Raw genomic sequence first — 17,861 nt, forward strand, 5'->3', positions numbered from 1 at the left:
GAAGCTGCCAAAGGCAGGTTTTCATAGATATCAAAGATATAAAAATACTGAGGAGGTGAAAGTAATGGCAGTAAAGATCAGATTAAGAAGAATGGGAGAAAAGAAAAATCCTTTCTATAGAATCGTTGTAGCTGATTCTCGTTCCCCGAGAGATGGAAGATTCATCGAGGAGATCGGTACCTACAATCCGAACATCGAACCGAGTGAATTCAAGGTAGATGAGGAGCTGGCAAAGAAATGGCTGGCAAATGGTGCACAGCCGACAGAGGTAGTAGGAAAGCTCTTCAAAATCGCCGGTATTGAAAAATAAGAGGTGGCAGGATGAAAGAATTAGTAGAAGTAATCGCTAAGTCACTTGTAGAAAATCCGGAAGAAGTTACCGTTACGGAAAGGCAGTCTGGAAAGACAACGGTTGTTGAACTGAAAGTTGCCCCATCCGATATGGGAAAAGTAATCGGTAAACAGGGCAGAATTGCGAAAGCGATTCGTGCAGTCGTAAAGGCTGCAGCCTCAAAGGAAGACAAGAAAGTTGTAGTGGACATTCTGTAGCTGAAAAGCTGCAGGATGCTGCGTTGAAAACCTCGTGCAGACGAGGTTTTTGTTTTATTCAATTTTACCCGGAGGAGAAACATGGAAGAATTTTTACAGGTCGGAGTGATTACGGCAACACATGGTATTCACGGGGAAGTCAAAGTATTTCCGACAACCGACGATCCGAAACGTTTTAAAAAACTGAAAAAAGTGCTTCTGGATACCGGAAGAGAAAAACTGGAACTGGAAGTGGAAGGTGTCAAATTTTTCAAAAATATGGTTATCCTGAAGTTTAAAGAATATAATGATATCAATCAGATTGAAAAATACAGAAAGTGTCCGCTGCTTGTGACACGCGAGCATGCAGTAAAACTTAAGAAAAATGAGTATTTTATCGCAGATCTGATCGGACTTAAGGTCTATACCGAGGATGATGCATTTCTTGGCACACTGGATGATGTGATCCAGACCGGAGCAAACGATGTCTATCAGGTAGTGACGGAAGAAGGAAAAGAGATCCTGATCCCGGCGATCCGTCAGTGTATTCTGGAAGTAGATGTGGAAGAAGGCCGCATGAAAGTGCATCTTCTGGAAGGGCTGGTGTAGCATGCATTTTCATGTACTGACACTGTTTCCGGAAATGATCGAGCAGGGAATGAATACCAGTATCATGGGCAGGGCGATCGAACGGGGATATATTTCTCTGAAAGCAACGGACATCCGCGACTATGCTGCGAATAAGCATAATAAGGTGGATGATACACCGTACGGAGGCGGAGCCGGCATGGTCATGCAGGCAGCACCGGTCTATGGAGCCTATGAGGCAGTAAAAGAACAGATCGGTTACCGGCCGAGAGTGATCTATCTGACGCCGCAGGGAAGTACTTTTTCACAGCCTATGGCGGAAGAATTTGCAAGAGAGCAGGATCTGGTCTTTCTGTGCGGACATTATGAAGGGATCGATGAGCGTGTCCTGGAAGAGATCGTGACAGACTACGTCTCCATCGGGGACTATGTCCTGACCGGAGGGGAACTTCCGGCAATGGTGATGATGGATGCGATCTCCAGACTGGTTCCGGGTGTGCTTCACAATGAGGCATCTGCCGAATTCGAATCTTTCCAGGGAAATCTCCTGGAGCATCCGCATTACAGCAGACCGGAAGTCTGGCATGAAAAGCGGGTTCCGGAAGTGCTGTTATCCGGACATCATGCCAACATTGAAAAATGGAGAAGAGAACAGTCCGTCATCCGGACGGCAGAAAGAAGACCAGATCTGCTGGAAAAAGCGGATCTGTCAGCAAAAGAAAAAGCTCTGGCAGATCGCTGTCTGGCTGAAAAAAAGCTTGCTTTTACGCAAGAGGTATGATAAAATTATTCACGTTGTGAGAAGAGATGGTCCTCTGCTACCTGGGCGGTATTAAGAACATCTGAAAATATAAGGAGGAACAACAAGATGAACGAAATCATTAAGAACATTGAAGCAGCTGAACTGAAAGCGGAAGTACCTGTATTTAACGTAGGTGATACTGTAAAAGTTTACGCAAAGATCAAAGAGGGTAACCGCGAACGTATCCAGATCTTCGAAGGAACTGTTCTGAAGAAACAGGGTGGAAGCAACAGAGCAACTTTCACAGTAAGAAAGAACTCCAACGGAATCGGCGTTGAAAAGACATGGCCGCTGCACTCCCCGAACGTAGAAAAGATCGAGGTTATCAGAAGAGGTAAAGTAAGAAGAGCGAAACTGAATTACCTGAGAGACCGTGTTGGTAAAAAAGCAAAAGTAAAAGAGTTGGTTAAATAATAGGACGCAGCAGCGTACCGAATGATTCCGCAACAAGCACTGCTTGTTCGGGTCAGCCAGACAGACCAGGGACAAGTACTTAGGTAATTGTCCCTGTTTCTGTATAACCGACTGTGAATTTCAAAAGGCAAAAGGGGAGGATACATGAGCCGCACAGGAAGAAATCGCAGAGAAAGGGATCGAAGAAACAAAGATCGGATTTCACAGGAACAGGCAATACAGGAAAAACACAGCAGAAGGGAAATGAGGAAACAGAAAAAAGAACGGGAAAAGGTCAGAAAGAATCCGATCAAAGCCGGTCTTGGATGGCTGTTTCAGATCATTGTGGTGATCCTGTTTGCATATATTGCTGTTTTCTTTTTCGGTCAGTCCAGAACGAACATCGGACAGGCGATGAACAGTACCTTGTCCGGCGGAGATGTTGTTCTGTTAAATGAGCTGTCCTATCGCTTTTCAGGACCATCCAGGGAGGATGTAATCTCGTTTAAACTGAATGGAAGCGAGGACACGCATTCTTATATAAGACGTGTGATCGGACTGCCGGGTGAGACGATCCAGATCATCGATGGTATGATCTATATTAATGGAAGTGTCTACCTGGAGACGCAGGGATTTCCACAGATGGAAAATGCCGGAATGGCAGCACAGGAGATCACACTTGGTGAAGATGAATATTTTGTGCTTGGTGATAACCGCAATCAGAGTGAAGACAGCCGTTTTGCAGATATGGGAAATGTAAAGCTGGAAGATATTGAAGGGAAAGTCTGGGCTGTTTTATCTCCTTCGGATCACCGGGGACTTGTTAAGTAGAAAGGTAAAAAATATGAATTATCAGTGGTATCCTGGTCATATGACCAAGGCAAGGCGTATGATGCAGGAAGACATCAAACTGATCGATCTTGTCATCGAACTGCTGGATGCACGTGTACCGTTTTCCAGCCGCAATCCGGATATCGATAAGATGGGCAGGGACAAAGCCCGCCTGATTCTTCTGAACAAATCGGATCTTGCGGATGAAAAGAGCAATGAAGCGTGGGTTGCTTTTTTCGAAGCGAAAGGGTATTGCGTCAGAAAGATCAATTCCAGAAGTGGAGCAGGACTTAAATCCATCAATGCAGCCGTTCTGGAAGCATGCCATGAAAAGATCGAGCGAGACAAACGCAAAGGAATCAAGAACCGTCCGGTGCGGGCAATGGTTGTCGGGATTCCGAATGTCGGAAAATCTACGTTTATCAATGCCTATGCCGGAAAAGCATGTGCAAAGACCGGAAATAAGCCGGGTGTTACGAAAGGAAAACAGTGGATCCGCTTAAATAAGGGTCTGGAACTGCTGGATACACCGGGTATTCTCTGGCCGAAATTTGAAGACCAGAGTGTCGGTATGCGACTGGCAATGATCGGTTCCATCAAAGACGAGATCCTCAATACGGATGAGCTTGCACTCAATCTGATCCGTTTCCTGATGGAACATTATCCGGGGAGATTAACGGAACGTTATGGCTGCGAAGAAACCGCTCAGGAAGCACTCACAGTTTACGAGGAGATCGCAAGACGGCGTGGCTGCATCAAAAAAGGTCAGGAACTGGATTATACCAAGACAGGTATGCTTCTGCTGGATGATTTCCGAAGCGGAAAACTTGGCAGGATCACGCTGGAACTTCCGAAGGGAGAGACGGAAGAGCAGTAGACAGTATTTTGTGGGAGGAGAGTATGAAAAAGGGACTTATCGAGGTGCTGTTTTATATCGTACTGGTGTTTGGCGTCAGCTTTTTGCTGACAACTTATGTCGGTCAGCGTACGCGGGTAAATGGAGAGTCGATGTATCCGACGCTGCATGACGATGACAATCTGATCGTTGATAAGGTCAGTTATCGTTTCTCTGATCCCAGACGTTATGATATCATTGTTTTTCCGTATCGCTATAAGGATATGTATTTTATTAAACGGATCATTGGTCTGCCGGGTGAGACGGTGCAGATCTTGGACGGGTATGTGTACATAGACGGTAAAAAACTGGACGAACATTTCTGTGATGAAAAAATCCAGAACGCAGCACTTGCATCCGACCCGATCACACTTGGAGACGATGAATATTTTGTGCTCGGAGACAATCGCAATGCCAGTGAAGACAGTCGTTTTCCGGATGTCGGGAATGTCAGACGCAAAGAGATCATCGGGCGTGCCTGGGTACGCATCTGGCCATTTGAACGGGCGGGATCTTTGTAGAAAAGGAGTTTTTGATGAAAGCAAAAGAGATTATTAACTGGGTTGTATATTTTGTATGCCTGTTAGCAGTTGTATTCGTGATCAATACATTTGTTGTACAGAGGACCATGGTCAGCGGAGATTCTATGTATCCGTATCTGCACAACAAGGATCAGCTGATGATGGATAAATTATCTTATCGTTTCCATGATCCGGAGAGGTTTGATATTGTAGTCTTTCCGGTTGTGCGTGACGGAAAAGAAGAGTACTATATCAAACGTGTGATCGGTCTGCCGGGAGAAACCGTACAGATCATAGATGGCTATGTTTACATCAACGGTGAAAAGCTGGATGAAAATTACGGTGCAGAAGTGATGAATGATGCCGGACGTGCGGCAGAGCCGATCACGCTTGGCGATGATGAGTACTTCGTGCTGGGAGATAACCGCAACCGAAGCGATGACAGCCGCTATGAGAATGTCGAAAATCTCAAAAGAGAAAAGATTGTCGGTCGTGCCTGGGTACGTATCTGGCCGCTTGATCGTATCTGCGTAGTCAGACACCAGTAGACGAAAAAAGAGAAATGCGTTAGAATAAGAAGTGCCACTTTGTGTGGCACTTTTTTAAATACGAACGAAATGATCAGTCGGACTTTTTGGACAGGATATGCGTTCATGAGCAAGTAGCGAAGCGGATTGTGAATGTCCGCTTTACCGCAGAGAAGCATTCCCCCTCTAAAATATGATTACCGACTGTGGGTTGGAATAAAGGAGAAAATATATGAGCACAGACAGAAAAAGCATCGCACAGATCAAAAAAGAATTTGCAGAGGCAAAAGAAGGTTCCCTGGAAGAACTGTTTGCACAGTATGCTATGGATGAGAGAAGCGGCGTGAAGGCAGTTTTAAACAGTTACCGAAAAAAACAGGAAAAGCTGGCAAAAGAGCGGGTTCGCCTGGAAGAAATGAGAAGTTACGAACATCAGTACGAAAGATATGGCTATGTGTGTGGAATTGATGAGGCAGGACGCGGTCCGCTGGCAGGACCGGTTGTCGCCGGTGCCGTGATCTTGCCAGAAGACTGTGAGATCCTGTGGTTGAATGATTCCAAACAGCTTTCAGAAAAGAAGAGGGAAGCTCTGTACGATGAGATCATGGAAAAAGCATTGGCAGTGTCCGTCGGCATGGCATCACCGGCAAGGATCGATGAAATCAATATCCTGCAGGCAACTTATGAGGCGATGCGTGAGGCAATCGCCGGACTGAAGATCCGGCCGCAGGTTCTCTTAAATGATGCTGTGAAGATCCCACAGGTGGAGATTTCGCAGGTACCGATCATTAAAGGAGATGCAAAAAGCCTGTCGATCGCAGCGGCGAGTGTGATCGCAAAAGTGACCAGGGACCGCCTGATGAAAGATTATGACAAACTGATGCCAGAATATGGATTTGCGAAACACAAAGGCTATGGAAGTGCCGCACATATGGAGGCAATACGCAAATTCGGATCATCCCCGATCCACCGACAGAGCTTTATCAAAAACATCATATGAGTCGGGGGGACAAACAGGTCAAAACTGTTTAAAAGTGCGAAACATGAAAAATCGCATATAACTCATAATACAAAAGAAAATGGGGGTATCAATGACAAGAGGGGGAAACACACGCAAAACTGGGGCAAGATATGAATTACTGGCAGCCGTCCATCTGGAAAAATGTGGTTATCGTATCATAGAGAAAAATTATCGCTGCCGGATCGGGGAGATCGATCTGGTCGCCTGCGACGGGGCGTATCTGGTATTTGTGGAGGTCAAATACCGCAAAAACAACAAGAAGGGCGGTGCGGCAGCGGCCGTATCCACAGCAAAGCAGAAAACGATCAGCCGCGTGGCAGATTATTATATGAAAGTTCACGGGATCTGTGCAGACCAGAGTGTCCGGTTTGATGTCGTGGCATTTGACGGAGAAGAGATGGAACTGATCCGGGATGCGTTTGCCTATGCCGGAAATGTCCGGTTTTGATCGGTATTTAGCAGAGCAATTTGCAGGCATCTATTGGGGTCAAAAGAACTTTTGACACTGGCATTTCAGGAGTTTACAGGAGGAAGATAAATGGGTACTTTTGAAAAAAGAGAAAAAAACGGTGTGACATGGCTTTCCGCTACGCCGTTTGAAAAGATGGAAGGGATCGTGCAGGGATTTTCAACGCGACTTGGCGGAGTGAGCACAGAGCATCTGTCGAGCATGAACCTGAGTTTTTCGCGTGGCGATCAGGAAGAAAATGTACGTGAAAATTTCAGAAGAATTGCAGATGCGATCGGTTTCACACCGGAAGATCTGGTCTTTTCAGATCAGACGCATACGACCAACATCCGTGTGGTGACAGAAGCAGACCGCGGCAAAGGATTTACAAAACCGCTGGATTATACGGATGTGGACGGACTGATCACAGACGTTCCGGGACTGGTGCTGGCAACGTTTTATGCAGACTGTGTGCCGCTGTATTTTGTAGATCCCATCAGAAAAGCAGTCGGGCTTTCACATTCCGGCTGGCGTGGAACGGTTCATAAGATCGGCAAGATAACGGTTCAGGCGATGGCGGATCAATATGGAAGCAGACCGGAAGATATCGTAGCAATAATCGGACCATCGATCTGTCAGGACTGTTATGAAGTCAGCGAGGATGTCATTCTGGAATTTCAGAAATATTATCGTGAAGACTGTCAGAGCGAATTGTATTACCGGAAAGAAAACGGAAAGTATCAGCTGAATTTATGGAGGGCAAATGAGATTGTGATGGAGGAGGCCGGAATCTTGCCGGAAAACATCCATACGACCCAGTGGTGTACCTGCTGCAATCCGGAACTTTTGTATTCACACCGTGCCTCAAAAGGCAAACGTGGCAATCTGGCAGCATTTCTCGGACTGAAGAGGAGCGAATGATTTTATGAAACAGATGATCAACACAACGGATTATGCGTTTGATGTGGAACGCTATCGGGATGAGGCAGATGCCATTTCGTTTGCAGGAAATCTTGGTATGGATGGATTTGAACTGCTGCCGTGTGAGGGGGGAAGAGATGATTTCTTTACAGAACGATCCGTGATTGGCGTACATCTGCGATATTTTGATTCCTGGCTGGATTTCTGGAATGGAAAACTGGAGATGTTGAGCAAAGAATACGGATCCTTTGAAAAAGTGAAAGAGATTTTCGGAGGGCTCGATCGCAGCTGTATCCTGAAATGTTTTCGGGAAGACCTGGAGCGTGCCAGAAAGCTGAAAGCCCGCTATGTGGTCTTTCATGTAAGCGATGTCAGTACCAGGGAGCTGTTTACCTATCAGTGCCGGCACACAGACGAAGAAGTGATCGATGCGGCGGCAGAACTGATCAATCTTTTGCTGGATGGAGAAGATTACACGTTTGATTTCCTCATGGAAAATCTCTGGTGGCCGGGTCTTACCATGACAAGGCCGGAGATGACGAAGCGTCTGCTCTCGCAGGTCCATTATCAAAAGAAAGGCATTATGCTGGATACCGGGCATCTGATGCACATGAATCTGGAACTGAAAACGCAGGATGAGGCGGTCGATTACATCCTGGAAAAAGTTGCAGAGCACGGAAATCTGGCTTCTTATATCAAAGGCATGCATTTAAATCAGAGCATCACGGGTACGTATGTGAAAACGCTGATCACCAAAAAGGATGCCATGCCATCGGATTACGAAGCATGTTCCAAAGCCTGCTATGAACACGTCTTCCAGATCGACCAGCATCTGCCTTTTACCACACCGAAAGTTCAGAAACTGGTAGAAACCATAAAACCGGAATATCTGACACATGAGCTGATGTCCTACGGAAGAAGCGAGCATGAGATCAAGCTGGTGATGCAGCGTGCAGCTTTGAAGGGGAGAAATCTATAATAACCATTCAGACTTTGCCCGTGACAGCTTTTTAAAACGAGAAAAATTATCAAATACAAATCAGAAAAAAGCGAGACAACTGTGCTATAATGACCATAAGTTAGTTGATTCTAACATCAAATATAAAGTGACTACCGCCTTTGCAGACAGTGAGCGACAAGTTACAGACTATTTTTTGGGAGAGGAAAAATATGTTTTTAGAGATCAAAGACTTGAAAAAATCATTTGGCACAGCAGAAAACAGGACGGAAGTGCTGAAAGGAATTGACTTTTCTGTTGAAAAAGGACAGATCTGTGTGCTGCTTGGACCATCCGGTTCCGGAAAATCTACGCTTCTGAATATTATCGGCGGGATTGACCAGGCGGACGAAGGGTATGTCTCCATCAATGGTGAGAAAACGGCGGATATGAAAGAAAAAAGACTGACGCAATACCGCCGCCGACATCTGGGATATGTATTTCAGATGTACAATCTGATACCAAATCTCAGTGTCAGAGAAAATATTGAAGTGGGGGCTTATTTAAGCGACAGACCGCTGGAACTGGATGAGCTTCTGAAAACACTTGGGCTGTATGAACATCGCAACAAGCTGCCGAACCAGCTTTCCGGCGGACAGCAGCAGAGGACGGCAATCGGGCGTGCAATCATCAAAAATCCGGACATTCTTCTGTGTGATGAGCCGACGGGTGCACTGGATTACAAGACTTCCAAAGAAATCCTCTGCCTGATCGAGCAGATCAACCAGAAATACGGCAACACGGTGATCATGGTAACGCACAATGATGCCATCAAAAATATGGCAGACCGTGTCGTAAAGCTCAGGGACGGACAGATCCGGAAAAATTATGTCAATGAAACCAAGATCGCAGCAGCTGATCTGGAATGGTAAGGCGGTGAGAATATGAAAAATCCATTGCTCAAACGTCTTCCAAGAGAACTGATCGGTGACATTGGAAAATACTTTGCAGTTTTTCTTTTTATGACAGCGACGATCGGATTTGTCTCCGGTTTCCTGGTGGCAGATGACAGTATGCTGGCAGCTTATCAGGAAAGCTTTGAGAAATATCACATCGAAGATGGAAACTTTACATTGGAGAAAAAGGCAACGGACAGTCAGATCAAAAGACTGGAAAAAGAAGGCGTTCAGATTTATGAAAATTACTATGTCGAAGAAGATGCAGATACTGATCTCGACGGGGAAAAGGACAGTACAGTACGCGTTTACAAAAACCGCAGCCAGATCGATCTCGTATGCCTGATGAAAGGAGAGCTTCCCAAGAAGGAAGATGAGATTGCCATCGACCGTATGTATGCAGAAAATAACAAGATACAGATCAGTGACATCATAAAAGTCGGAAAAGAAGAAAAAACGGTGACAGGCTATGTGGCACTGTCTGATTACAGTGCACTGTTTTCCAATAATTCGGATATGATGTTTGATGCAGTTAAGTTCGGTGTTGCCATTGTTACAGATGAAGCCTTTGACAATCTGGAAGAAACGCACCTTAAATATCGTTATTCCTGGACATATGATGATCCGCCACAGGGAGAAAAAGCAGAGAAAGAACGTTCCGATGACTTTCTTGAGATACTGGCAGATTACACATCGGTGACAGGCTATATCCCACGCTATGCAAATCAGGCGATCCATTTCACCGGAGACGATATGGGCAGTGACCGTTCGATGATGATCGTGCTTTTGTATATCCTGATTGCAATCATGGCCTTTGTTTTTGCGGTGACAACAAACAATACGATTGTCAAAGAGGCTGCGGTGATCGGAACCCTGCGGGCTTCCGGTTATACAAGAAAAGAACTTCTGGTACATTACATGACACTGCCGCTTCTGGTCACGGTTATAGCAGCGGTGATCGGAAATGTTCTGGGTTATACCGTCTTTAAAAATATCTGTGCCGGTATGTATTATGGAAGTTACAGTCTTCCGACCTACGAAACGAGATGGAATATGGATGCATTCGTCCTGACGACCATTGTGCCGTTTGTGATCATGCTGCTGGTCAATCTGGTCCTGATCTCGAAAAGATTAAAACTCACTCCGCTGAAGTTTCTAAGAAGAGACTTAAGCACATCAAAAAAACAAAAAGCAGTGAAACTGCCGGATATTCGCTTTTTTGACCGGTTCCGTCTGCGCATCATCCTGCAGAACAAATCCAGTTACATCACGTTGTTTGTGGGAATCGTATTTGCCAATATTCTGCTGCTGTTCGGCATGATGATGGCACCGCTTCTGGATCATTACCAGGAACAGACCGTTGACAATATGATCGCAGATTATCAGTACATTCTGAACGTACCGGATGAGATTGATGAGGATGACACTTACACCCTGTATGGGGCACTGAGCCGCTTCCTGACTCCGTCACTGGAAACAGAAAACAAAAAGGCAGAAAAATTCTGCATGGAATCACTGGAAACCGTTCCGGGCAAACGGGACAGTGAGAGCGTCACTGTCTACGGAACACAGCAGGGAAGTCATTACATGAAGGCGGATTTTCCGGATGAGGGTGTGTATATTTCAGATGGATATGCGGAAAAATACAATATAAAAACAGGAGATACCATTTGGCTGAAAGAGACTTACGGGGATAAAACATACTCTTTTGCGGTAAAAGGAATCTATGTCTATCCGTCCGGACTTTCCGTATTTATGTCAATGCCGCAGTTCTGCCGTGTGTTTGAGAAATCCGACACGTATTTTAATGGCTATTTCTCAAACGAAAAGATCACCGATATCGAAGAAGCGTACATTGCTTCCACGATCACACAGGACGACCTGACCAAGATTTCCAGACAGCTGGATGTCTCTATGGGAAATATGTTTCAGCTGATCAATGTATTTGCGGTTGTTCTGTTTGCCCTTCTGATCTATCTTCTGACAAAACTGATCATTGAAAAGAATGAACATTCTATTTCCATGGTTAAGATCCTTGGCTATGAAAATGATGAGATCGTCCGCCTGTATCTGGTTTCCACAAGCTGGGTGGTTGCCGTTTCCGTATTGCTGAGTCTGTGGATCGCCACCTGGATGATTAAGGTGATCTATGTCTATATGATGGCAGAGTTTTCAGGCTGGCTTTCTCTGTACATTGAGCCTGCAATATACTGGAAGATGTTTCTGATGGGCATGGCAGTTTATGCACTGGTTGCTTTGCTACAGTTCTTTAGAATCAGCAAAATACCGATGGAAACGGCACTGAAAAATATCGAATAGAGAAAAGTAAATAAAATCTGCTAAAAAATACATTGCTATATAGTAAAAATAATGGTAAAATCTAAGTAATGTTTCAGCAGATGGGAAAAGATTGCACGTCATGCAGACATGGCGTGCATTTTTTTTGATGAAACTTCTTCTGATTCAGCAAATGTTAAAAAAGAGAGTAACAATAAGAGAGGAGAAAAGCAAAAAGTATGAAAAAGAGAAAACTTTGGAAAGCCATGTCTGCGGCATTGTCAGCAGTTATGCTGGCTGCTTCCGTTCCTTCGGCAGCATTTGCAGCAGTGCCTGCCAGAACGGCGGATGTGCAGACAAAAGCAGCAGATGAAAACGAACTGAAGCTGTGGTATGACGAGAAAGCTCCGGACAGCTACGATGGATGGGAAAAATGGTCCCTTCCGCTTGGAAACAGCGGCATCGGTGCCAGCGTGTTTGGTGGCATTACCCAGGAGCGTATCCAGTTAAATGAAAAATCACTCTGGTCCGGCGGTCCGTCCGCTTCTAGAACGAACTACAATGGCGGAAATATCGAGACAACAAATGTAAACGGTGTACAGACCAAAATGAGTAAGGTAGTAAAGCAGATCCAGGAGGCATTTGCATCCGGCAACACCAGCACGGCAGAATCTCTCTGTGCAAAGCTGGTCGGCGTCAGTGATGATGCAGGTACGAATGGTTATGGTTATTACCTGAGCTATGGAAATATGTACCTGGATTTCAAAGGTATCACAGAAAGTTCCGTTAGCAACTACAAAAGAGCACTGGATCTTCACACAGCTGTTGCAAGCGTAGAATATGATTACAATGGCACACACTATGTAAGAGAAAACTTCGTCAGCTATCCGGACAATGTGCTGGTGACAAAACTGACAGCAACCGGCGGAAGCGGCAAACTGAACTTCGATGTCAAGGTAAATCCGGACAACGAAAAGGGCGGCGGAAGCAACAACCCTGGAGCAAATTCTTATCAGAGAGACTGGAATACAAAAGTAAACGGCAGTGAGATCACAGTTGCCGGAACTCTGAGAGATAACCAGATGAAATTCAATTCCCAGACAAAAGTGATCGCAGACGGAACCACCACAGACGGAACCGATAAAGTAACGGTTGCAGATGCAACAAGCGTTACGATCATCACTTCCATTGCAACCGATTATAAAGATGAATATCCAAAATACCGTACCGGTGAAAGTGCAGAAGCACTGGATAGCAGAGTCGGCGGGTATGTAGACAAGGCAGCAGCAAAAGATTACGATACACTGAAAGCGGATCATGTTAAAGATTATCAGAACATCTTCGAACGTGTAGATCTGGATCTTGGCCAGATTCCTTCTGACAAGACAACGGATGCACTGCTTTCAGCATACAAGGCAGGTACTGCAACGGAAGCAGAACGCCGCTATCTGGAAGTCATGCTGTTCCAGTATGGTCGTTATCTGACGATCGAATCTTCCCGTGAGACACCGGAAGATGATCCATACCGTGAGACACTTCCGTCCAACCTTCAGGGTATCTGGGTTGGTGCGAACAACTCCGCATGGCATGCTGACTACCACATGAACGTAAATCTTCAGATGAACTACTGGCCGACCTATGTCACCAATATGGCAGAATGTGCAGAGCCACTGATCAACTACATTGATGCACTGCGTGCACCTGGCCGTGTGACAGCGAAGATCTATGCAGGTGTTGAGAGCAAAGACGGCGAAGAGAACGGTTTCATGGCACATACACAGAACAACCCGTTTGGATGGACCTGTCCGGGATGGAATTTTGACTGGGGATGGTCACCGGCAGCGGTTCCGTGGATCCTGCAGAACTGCTGGGAATACTATGACTTTACCAGAAATGCCGATTATCTGAAAGAGAAAATCTATCCGATGATGAAAGAGGAAGCTACTCTGTATGATCAGATCCTGATCAAGGATGCAGACGGCAAACTGGTATCTTCCCCGAGTTATTCACCGGAGCATGGACCAAAGACAAGCGGTAATACATACGAGCAGACACTGGTATGGCAGCTTTATCAGGACACCATCGAAGCAGCAGGTATCGTTGGTGAGACAGATACAGCAAAAGTAACACAGTGGAAGAAAAATCAGAGCGATCTGAAAGGACCTATTGAAGTAGGTGACAGCGGTCAGATCAAAGAATGGTATACCGAGACAACCGTAAACAGCCTCGGACAGGGCTACAACCACAGACATCTTTCTCATATGCTGGGACTGTTCCCGGGCGACCTGATCTCTGTAGATACACCAAAATGGCTGGCAGCAGCAAGAGTTTCCATGGAAAACCGTGTAGATAAATCAACCGGCTGGGGCATGGGACAGCGAATCAATACCTGGGCAAGACTTGGCGATGGAAACCATGCGTACAAACTGATTACAGACCTGTTTGACGGCGGTATTCTTACCAACCTGTGGGATACGCATTCACCATACCAGATCGACGGTAACTTCGGAATGACTTCCGGTGTGGCTGAGATGCTGCTTCAGAGTAATATGGGTTACATCAATCTGCTTCCGGCACTTCCGGATGCATGGAGCGATGGTTCCGTAGAAGGTCTGGTAGCAAGAGGAAACTTCGAACTTTCCTATGACTGGGCAGACGGAAAACTGAACCAGGCACAGATCGTTTCCAACAAGGGCGGAGAATGTCAGGTACAGTACTCCGGTATCGCAAACGCAACCGTTACCGATTCTGACGGTAACGTTGTAGAGACAACAAAAGTAAGCGGAAAAACAAACCGTGTTTCCTTTAATACAGAAGAAGGAAAAACTTATACGATCAAAGTTCCGGAATCTCCGAAGAATGTAAAAGCAAACTACTACGGAGAGAGCGGCACAAAAGTAAGCTGGGCTGCAGCAGAAGGTGCAACTTCTTACAATGTATACCGCAGCGAAGACGGAACAACGTTTGAAAAGGTTGCCGAAAAGACAGAAAGAACTTCTTTTGTAGATAAAAAAGCATTTACAGATGTTTCAGCAGTCAGCTACAAAGTGACAGCTTGTTACGAAGACAAAGAAAGTGGCGACTCCAAAGTGGCAACAGTCAAAGACCTGACACAGTCAAGTGAAAAACTGGCACATGATGGCTGGAAGGCAACCGCAGGAAGTGAAGAAGGATCCGGAAATGATGGCCCTGCTTCCTGGGCAATTGACGGAAATACCGGTACAATCTGGCACTCAAGATGGTCCAGTGGCGGAACACATCCGGATATCGCAAATGATCAGAATAATGAGTTTACGATTGATTTTGGTCAGAATGTAACAATCAACAAATTTGAGTATGTACCTCGTTCATCCGGAACTTCTGTAAATGGTATTATTACAAAATACAAACTGTTATACAGTACTACAGAATCCGGAAATGATTTCAAAGAACTGACAAGCGGTGAGTGGGACGCAGACAAGACGGTTAAGACGGCAACGTTTGCACCGACCGAAATGCGAAGAATCCAGATCCGTGCACTGGCAACACTGGATGATACCGCAACCAAGAATCAGCACGTGACAGCAGCAGAATTTAATGCATACAAATACGTTGCAAATACACCGGTCATGACGGATACGGATGCACTCTGGGATGCAGTTCTGGCTGCACAGAAAAAAGACTTAAGTGTATATACCGATGCCAGTGTACAGGCTTACCAGGCAGCAATCACAGCAGCAAAGGCAAAACTTGCCCTGGAAGATGATGCAGCCCAGGCGGATGTAAACAAAGCACTTGCTGAACTGAAAGATGCAGAGAACAAGCTGGAGGCAAAACCAGACAAAGGTAATCTGAATACGGCGGTGGATGCAGCCGCTAAAACAGACCTGAACGGTTATACAAAAGAGAGTGTAGATGCATTTAAGAAAGCACTGGATGCAGCACAGAAAGTGCTGAAAGATGAAAATGCAACAAAAGAGCAGATTGAAAATGTTCTGGCAAAACTGGATGCGGCAAAGAAAGCTCTGAAAAAAGATACTACACCGGATACGGAAAAACCGACACCGACACCGGAAACAAAAGTACCGGCTGTTGGAACAACCGTTACCGTAAAAGGTGTAAAATATGCAGTAACCAAGTCCGCAGCAAAGGGCGGAACTGCAGAGGCAGTCAAAGTGACCGGAAAAGGCAAGAAGATTACGATCGCAGCAACTGTGAAGATTGACGGTGTGACCTTTAAGGTAACTTCCATCAAAAAGAATGCAGCTAAGAAAAATAAGAATATGACAAGCGTTGTGATCGGTAAGAATGTAACTTCCATCGGAGCAAACAGCTTTGCAAACAGCAAAAAACTGGCAAATGTGACTTTCAAAGGAACAAAAGCAGTGAAAGTCGGAAGCAAGGCATTTAAAGGAACATCTGCGAAGATGAAAGTCGTTATACCGAAGAAAATGTCTAAAAAGACGCGGAATACTCTGAAGAAAAATCTGAAAAAAGCAGGTATCAGCAAAAAAACGGTTTATAAAAAGAAATAAATACTAAAAACTATAATGTGTAAAAGAGATGCAGCTGAAGCTGCATCTCTTTTGTCTTTTCTTTACTCTTATAATAAAAAGATTCCGCAGAACAGAAAAAGTTTCTGTTTTACGGAATCTTAAAAATCAGGCAAATTTACCGCTCATTTTTATATTTTTCCAGAAGCTTGTGAATCTTATCCGTTGGAGACTGTACACTGGAAATGGATACATTGTGGTTCAGGGCATCGATGATGGATGCCAGGAATTTGCTCATATCTGCTTCCTGATAATAAGGGCGGGTCAGCAGTTCCTGCGGACGATAATTCAGATTTGTAGTTACGACTTTGCTGATGTAGCCTTTTTCGTAATATTCATCGAATTTCGCCAGCCCGTCGGTGAAAAGACCAAACGTTGTGCAGACAAAAACACGACCTGCCTCACGCTCTTTTAACTGCTTGGCAACATCCAGCATACTTTCACCGGAAGAGATCATGTCATCAATAATGATCACATCTTTTCCCTTTACATCATCGCCGAGAAATTCATGGGCAACGATCGGGTTCTTTCCGTTGACAACGGTAGAGTAATCACGTCTCTTGTAGAACATACCCATGTCAACGCCGAGAATATTGGAAAAATAAACAGCACGTCCCATAGCTCCTTCATCCGGGCTGATGATCATCAGATGATCGTTATCGATCACAAAGTCCGGTACGGAATTTACCAGTGCTTTTAAGAACTGATAGGTAGGCATGAAAGAATCAAAACCATGCAGAGGAATGCTGTTGGATACACGAGGATCGTGTGCATCAAACGTCAGAATATTGCTGACACCCATGTCAACCAGTTCCTGGAGCATCAGAGCACAGTCAAGAGACTCTCTTTTGGAACGTTTATGTTGTCTTCCTTCGTATAAAAATGGCATGATGACATTGATACGTCTTGCCTTTCCGTCAGCAGCGGAAATGATACGTTTCAGATCCTGATAGTGATTGTCCGGAGACATATGATTTTCATAGCCATTTACACGATAAGTCAGGCTGTAGTTTGTAACATCTACCATAATAAAAAGGTCGCAGCCACGTACAGATTCTTTCAGAACGCCTTTTCCTTCGCCGCTTCCGAAACGTGGGCATTCACACTCCAGCAGATAAGAATCTGCACAGTAACCCTGCAGACTGTCAGCCTGTCCTACATTGGTCGGAGATTCGTGACGGAAGGATACCAGATAGTTGTTGACCTGATCTGCAAGAGTTCTGCATCCTTCCAGTGAAGCCAGTTTCAAAGGAGCAACAGGAATCGACTGAATGAGCGGTTCTAAGTTTGCCATATTTACCTCCTAATGCCGCAATTGCCGCATATCTTAAAATTTAACCCATGGATGCTTCGCATTTTGTGCATCCTTATCATGTTAGTTATAACATTTCGGAATTGGTGCGTCAAGAAAATTGTAGGATTTTGTAAAAACTATGTAAAGAAAAATTTCGCTTGCTTGTATTTGATGACTCTTGTATACTTGATAATATGCGGATGGTGTTTACAGGCATCATCCAAAGCTCAGACCATAAAAGTGGTTTGTATTTAGGACAATAAGCGGGAATCCTCGGCAATTCAATTACCGAGATGAAAGCACAGGAGTGTGCATATCTGCACAATGCAAACAGTATAATAATCCTCATCCTCTGTTAAAATATAAATATAAAAAATAAATGCCGTAACC

The 17,861-nt window shown here is 45.0% G+C and carries 17 protein-coding genes; 16 read left to right on the forward strand and 1 reads right to left on the reverse strand.

From position 1 onward, the window contains the following. The first annotated feature begins 64 nt into the window (after nt 1-64). The 16 genes from rpsP (at nt 65) to GPK60_RS06500 (ending at nt 16,159) form a co-directional block, all read left to right on the forward strand. Nucleotides 65-310, forward strand: coding sequence for a 30S ribosomal protein S16 (rpsP, locus tag GPK60_RS06425; RefSeq protein WP_147631289.1), 246 nt, complete (start codon nt 65-67; stop codon nt 308-310). An 11-nt stretch (nt 311-321) separates the two neighbouring features. Further along, nucleotides 322-549: a KH domain-containing protein gene (locus tag GPK60_RS06430; protein WP_022119347.1), complete on the forward strand. Its 228-nt coding sequence runs from the start codon at nt 322-324 to the stop codon at nt 547-549. Between the two features lie 81 nt (nt 550-630). Next, nucleotides 631-1,137 carry a ribosome maturation factor RimM gene (gene rimM / locus GPK60_RS06435; RefSeq protein ID WP_022119348.1) on the forward strand — a complete coding sequence of 169 codons (507 nt, stop codon included), beginning with the start codon at nt 631-633 and terminating at the stop codon, nt 1,135-1,137. A 1-nt stretch (nt 1,138) separates the two neighbouring features. Continuing rightward, nucleotides 1,139-1,897 carry a tRNA (guanosine(37)-N1)-methyltransferase TrmD gene (gene trmD / locus GPK60_RS06440; protein WP_022119349.1) on the forward strand — a complete coding sequence of 253 codons (759 nt, stop codon included), beginning with the start codon at nt 1,139-1,141 and terminating at the stop codon, nt 1,895-1,897. A gap of 87 nt (nt 1,898-1,984) precedes the next feature. Further along, nucleotides 1,985-2,332, forward strand: coding sequence for a 50S ribosomal protein L19 (rplS, locus tag GPK60_RS06445; RefSeq protein WP_022119350.1), 348 nt, complete (start codon nt 1,985-1,987; stop codon nt 2,330-2,332). A gap of 243 nt (nt 2,333-2,575) precedes the next feature. Continuing rightward, on the forward strand, nt 2,576-3,142 hold the full coding sequence (lepB, locus tag GPK60_RS06450) for a signal peptidase I (RefSeq protein ID WP_226911807.1): 567 nt from the start codon (nt 2,576-2,578) through the stop codon (nt 3,140-3,142). A gap of 13 nt (nt 3,143-3,155) precedes the next feature. Continuing rightward, nucleotides 3,156-4,019, forward strand: coding sequence for a ribosome biogenesis GTPase YlqF (gene ylqF, locus GPK60_RS06455; protein ID WP_173895831.1), 864 nt, complete (start codon nt 3,156-3,158; stop codon nt 4,017-4,019). Nucleotides 4,020-4,042: 23 nt separating this feature from the next. Next, nucleotides 4,043-4,558: a signal peptidase I gene (lepB, locus tag GPK60_RS06460; protein WP_022119353.1), complete on the forward strand. Its 516-nt coding sequence runs from the start codon at nt 4,043-4,045 to the stop codon at nt 4,556-4,558. Between the two features lie 14 nt (nt 4,559-4,572). Further along, nucleotides 4,573-5,106, forward strand: a complete 534-nt coding sequence (gene lepB / locus GPK60_RS06465; RefSeq protein WP_173895829.1) for a signal peptidase I — start codon at nt 4,573-4,575, stop codon at nt 5,104-5,106. 211 nt (nt 5,107-5,317) lie between these two features. Next, nucleotides 5,318-6,085: a ribonuclease HII gene (locus GPK60_RS06470; protein WP_022119355.1), complete on the forward strand. Its 768-nt coding sequence runs from the start codon at nt 5,318-5,320 to the stop codon at nt 6,083-6,085. A 91-nt stretch (nt 6,086-6,176) separates the two neighbouring features. Beyond that, complete coding sequence (locus GPK60_RS06475; protein WP_173895827.1) at nt 6,177-6,554, forward strand: YraN family protein; 378 nt, start codon at nt 6,177-6,179, stop codon at nt 6,552-6,554. 90 nt (nt 6,555-6,644) lie between these two features. Then, the gene (gene pgeF, locus GPK60_RS06480; protein ID WP_022119455.1) at nt 6,645-7,475 is read left to right on the forward strand and encodes a peptidoglycan editing factor PgeF; all 831 of its coding nucleotides are present in this window, start codon (nt 6,645-6,647) and stop codon (nt 7,473-7,475) included. Between the two features lie 4 nt (nt 7,476-7,479). After that, complete coding sequence (locus GPK60_RS06485) at nt 7,480-8,454, forward strand: TIM barrel protein (RefSeq protein ID WP_215659094.1); 975 nt, start codon at nt 7,480-7,482, stop codon at nt 8,452-8,454. A 191-nt stretch (nt 8,455-8,645) separates the two neighbouring features. Beyond that, the gene (locus GPK60_RS06490; protein WP_173866489.1) at nt 8,646-9,344 is read left to right on the forward strand and encodes an ABC transporter ATP-binding protein; all 699 of its coding nucleotides are present in this window, start codon (nt 8,646-8,648) and stop codon (nt 9,342-9,344) included. 12 nt (nt 9,345-9,356) lie between these two features. Next, on the forward strand, nt 9,357-11,687 hold the full coding sequence (locus GPK60_RS06495) for an ABC transporter permease (RefSeq protein WP_215659095.1): 2,331 nt from the start codon (nt 9,357-9,359) through the stop codon (nt 11,685-11,687). Between the two features lie 197 nt (nt 11,688-11,884). Further along, nucleotides 11,885-16,159, forward strand: coding sequence for a glycoside hydrolase N-terminal domain-containing protein (locus tag GPK60_RS06500; RefSeq protein ID WP_215659096.1), 4,275 nt, complete (start codon nt 11,885-11,887; stop codon nt 16,157-16,159). 136 nt (nt 16,160-16,295) lie between these two features. Here GPK60_RS06500 and GPK60_RS06505 read toward each other — a convergent pair whose 3' ends face one another. Continuing rightward, nucleotides 16,296-17,471 carry a ribose-phosphate pyrophosphokinase gene (locus tag GPK60_RS06505; RefSeq protein ID WP_147631686.1) on the reverse strand — a complete coding sequence of 392 codons (1,176 nt, stop codon included), beginning with the start codon at nt 17,469-17,471 and terminating at the stop codon, nt 16,296-16,298. Between the last annotated feature and the right edge of the window lie 390 nt (nt 17,472-17,861).

This window comes from Ruminococcus sp. MCC718, assembly GCF_018783905.1.
GTDB lineage: Bacteria > Bacillota > Clostridia > Lachnospirales > Lachnospiraceae > Hominisplanchenecus > Hominisplanchenecus faecis.

Coding starts and splice junctions, on each gene's coding strand:
- rplS (WP_022119350.1), top strand. CDS start 1,985: ATGAACGAAATCATTAAGAACATTGAAGCAGCTGAACTGAAAGCGGAA.
- rpsP (WP_147631289.1), top strand. CDS start 65: ATGGCAGTAAAGATCAGATTAAGAAGAATGGGAGAAAAGAAAAATCCT.
- GPK60_RS06490 (WP_173866489.1), top strand. CDS start 8,646: ATGTTTTTAGAGATCAAAGACTTGAAAAAATCATTTGGCACAGCAGAA.
- ylqF (WP_173895831.1), top strand. CDS start 3,156: ATGAATTATCAGTGGTATCCTGGTCATATGACCAAGGCAAGGCGTATG.
- lepB (WP_022119353.1), top strand. CDS start 4,043: ATGAAAAAGGGACTTATCGAGGTGCTGTTTTATATCGTACTGGTGTTT.
- GPK60_RS06495 (WP_215659095.1), top strand. CDS start 9,357: ATGAAAAATCCATTGCTCAAACGTCTTCCAAGAGAACTGATCGGTGAC.
- GPK60_RS06475 (WP_173895827.1), top strand. CDS start 6,177: ATGACAAGAGGGGGAAACACACGCAAAACTGGGGCAAGATATGAATTA.
- lepB (WP_173895829.1), top strand. CDS start 4,573: ATGAAAGCAAAAGAGATTATTAACTGGGTTGTATATTTTGTATGCCTG.
- trmD (WP_022119349.1), top strand. CDS start 1,139: ATGCATTTTCATGTACTGACACTGTTTCCGGAAATGATCGAGCAGGGA.
- rimM (WP_022119348.1), top strand. CDS start 631: ATGGAAGAATTTTTACAGGTCGGAGTGATTACGGCAACACATGGTATT.
- lepB (WP_226911807.1), top strand. CDS start 2,576: ATGAGGAAACAGAAAAAAGAACGGGAAAAGGTCAGAAAGAATCCGATC.
- GPK60_RS06470 (WP_022119355.1), top strand. CDS start 5,318: ATGAGCACAGACAGAAAAAGCATCGCACAGATCAAAAAAGAATTTGCA.
- pgeF (WP_022119455.1), top strand. CDS start 6,645: ATGGGTACTTTTGAAAAAAGAGAAAAAAACGGTGTGACATGGCTTTCC.
- GPK60_RS06500 (WP_215659096.1), top strand. CDS start 11,885: ATGAAAAAGAGAAAACTTTGGAAAGCCATGTCTGCGGCATTGTCAGCA.
- GPK60_RS06505 (WP_147631686.1), bottom strand. CDS start 17,471: ATGGCAAACTTAGAACCGCTCATTCAGTCGATTCCTGTTGCTCCTTTG.
- GPK60_RS06485 (WP_215659094.1), top strand. CDS start 7,480: ATGAAACAGATGATCAACACAACGGATTATGCGTTTGATGTGGAACGC.
- GPK60_RS06430 (WP_022119347.1), top strand. CDS start 322: ATGAAAGAATTAGTAGAAGTAATCGCTAAGTCACTTGTAGAAAATCCG.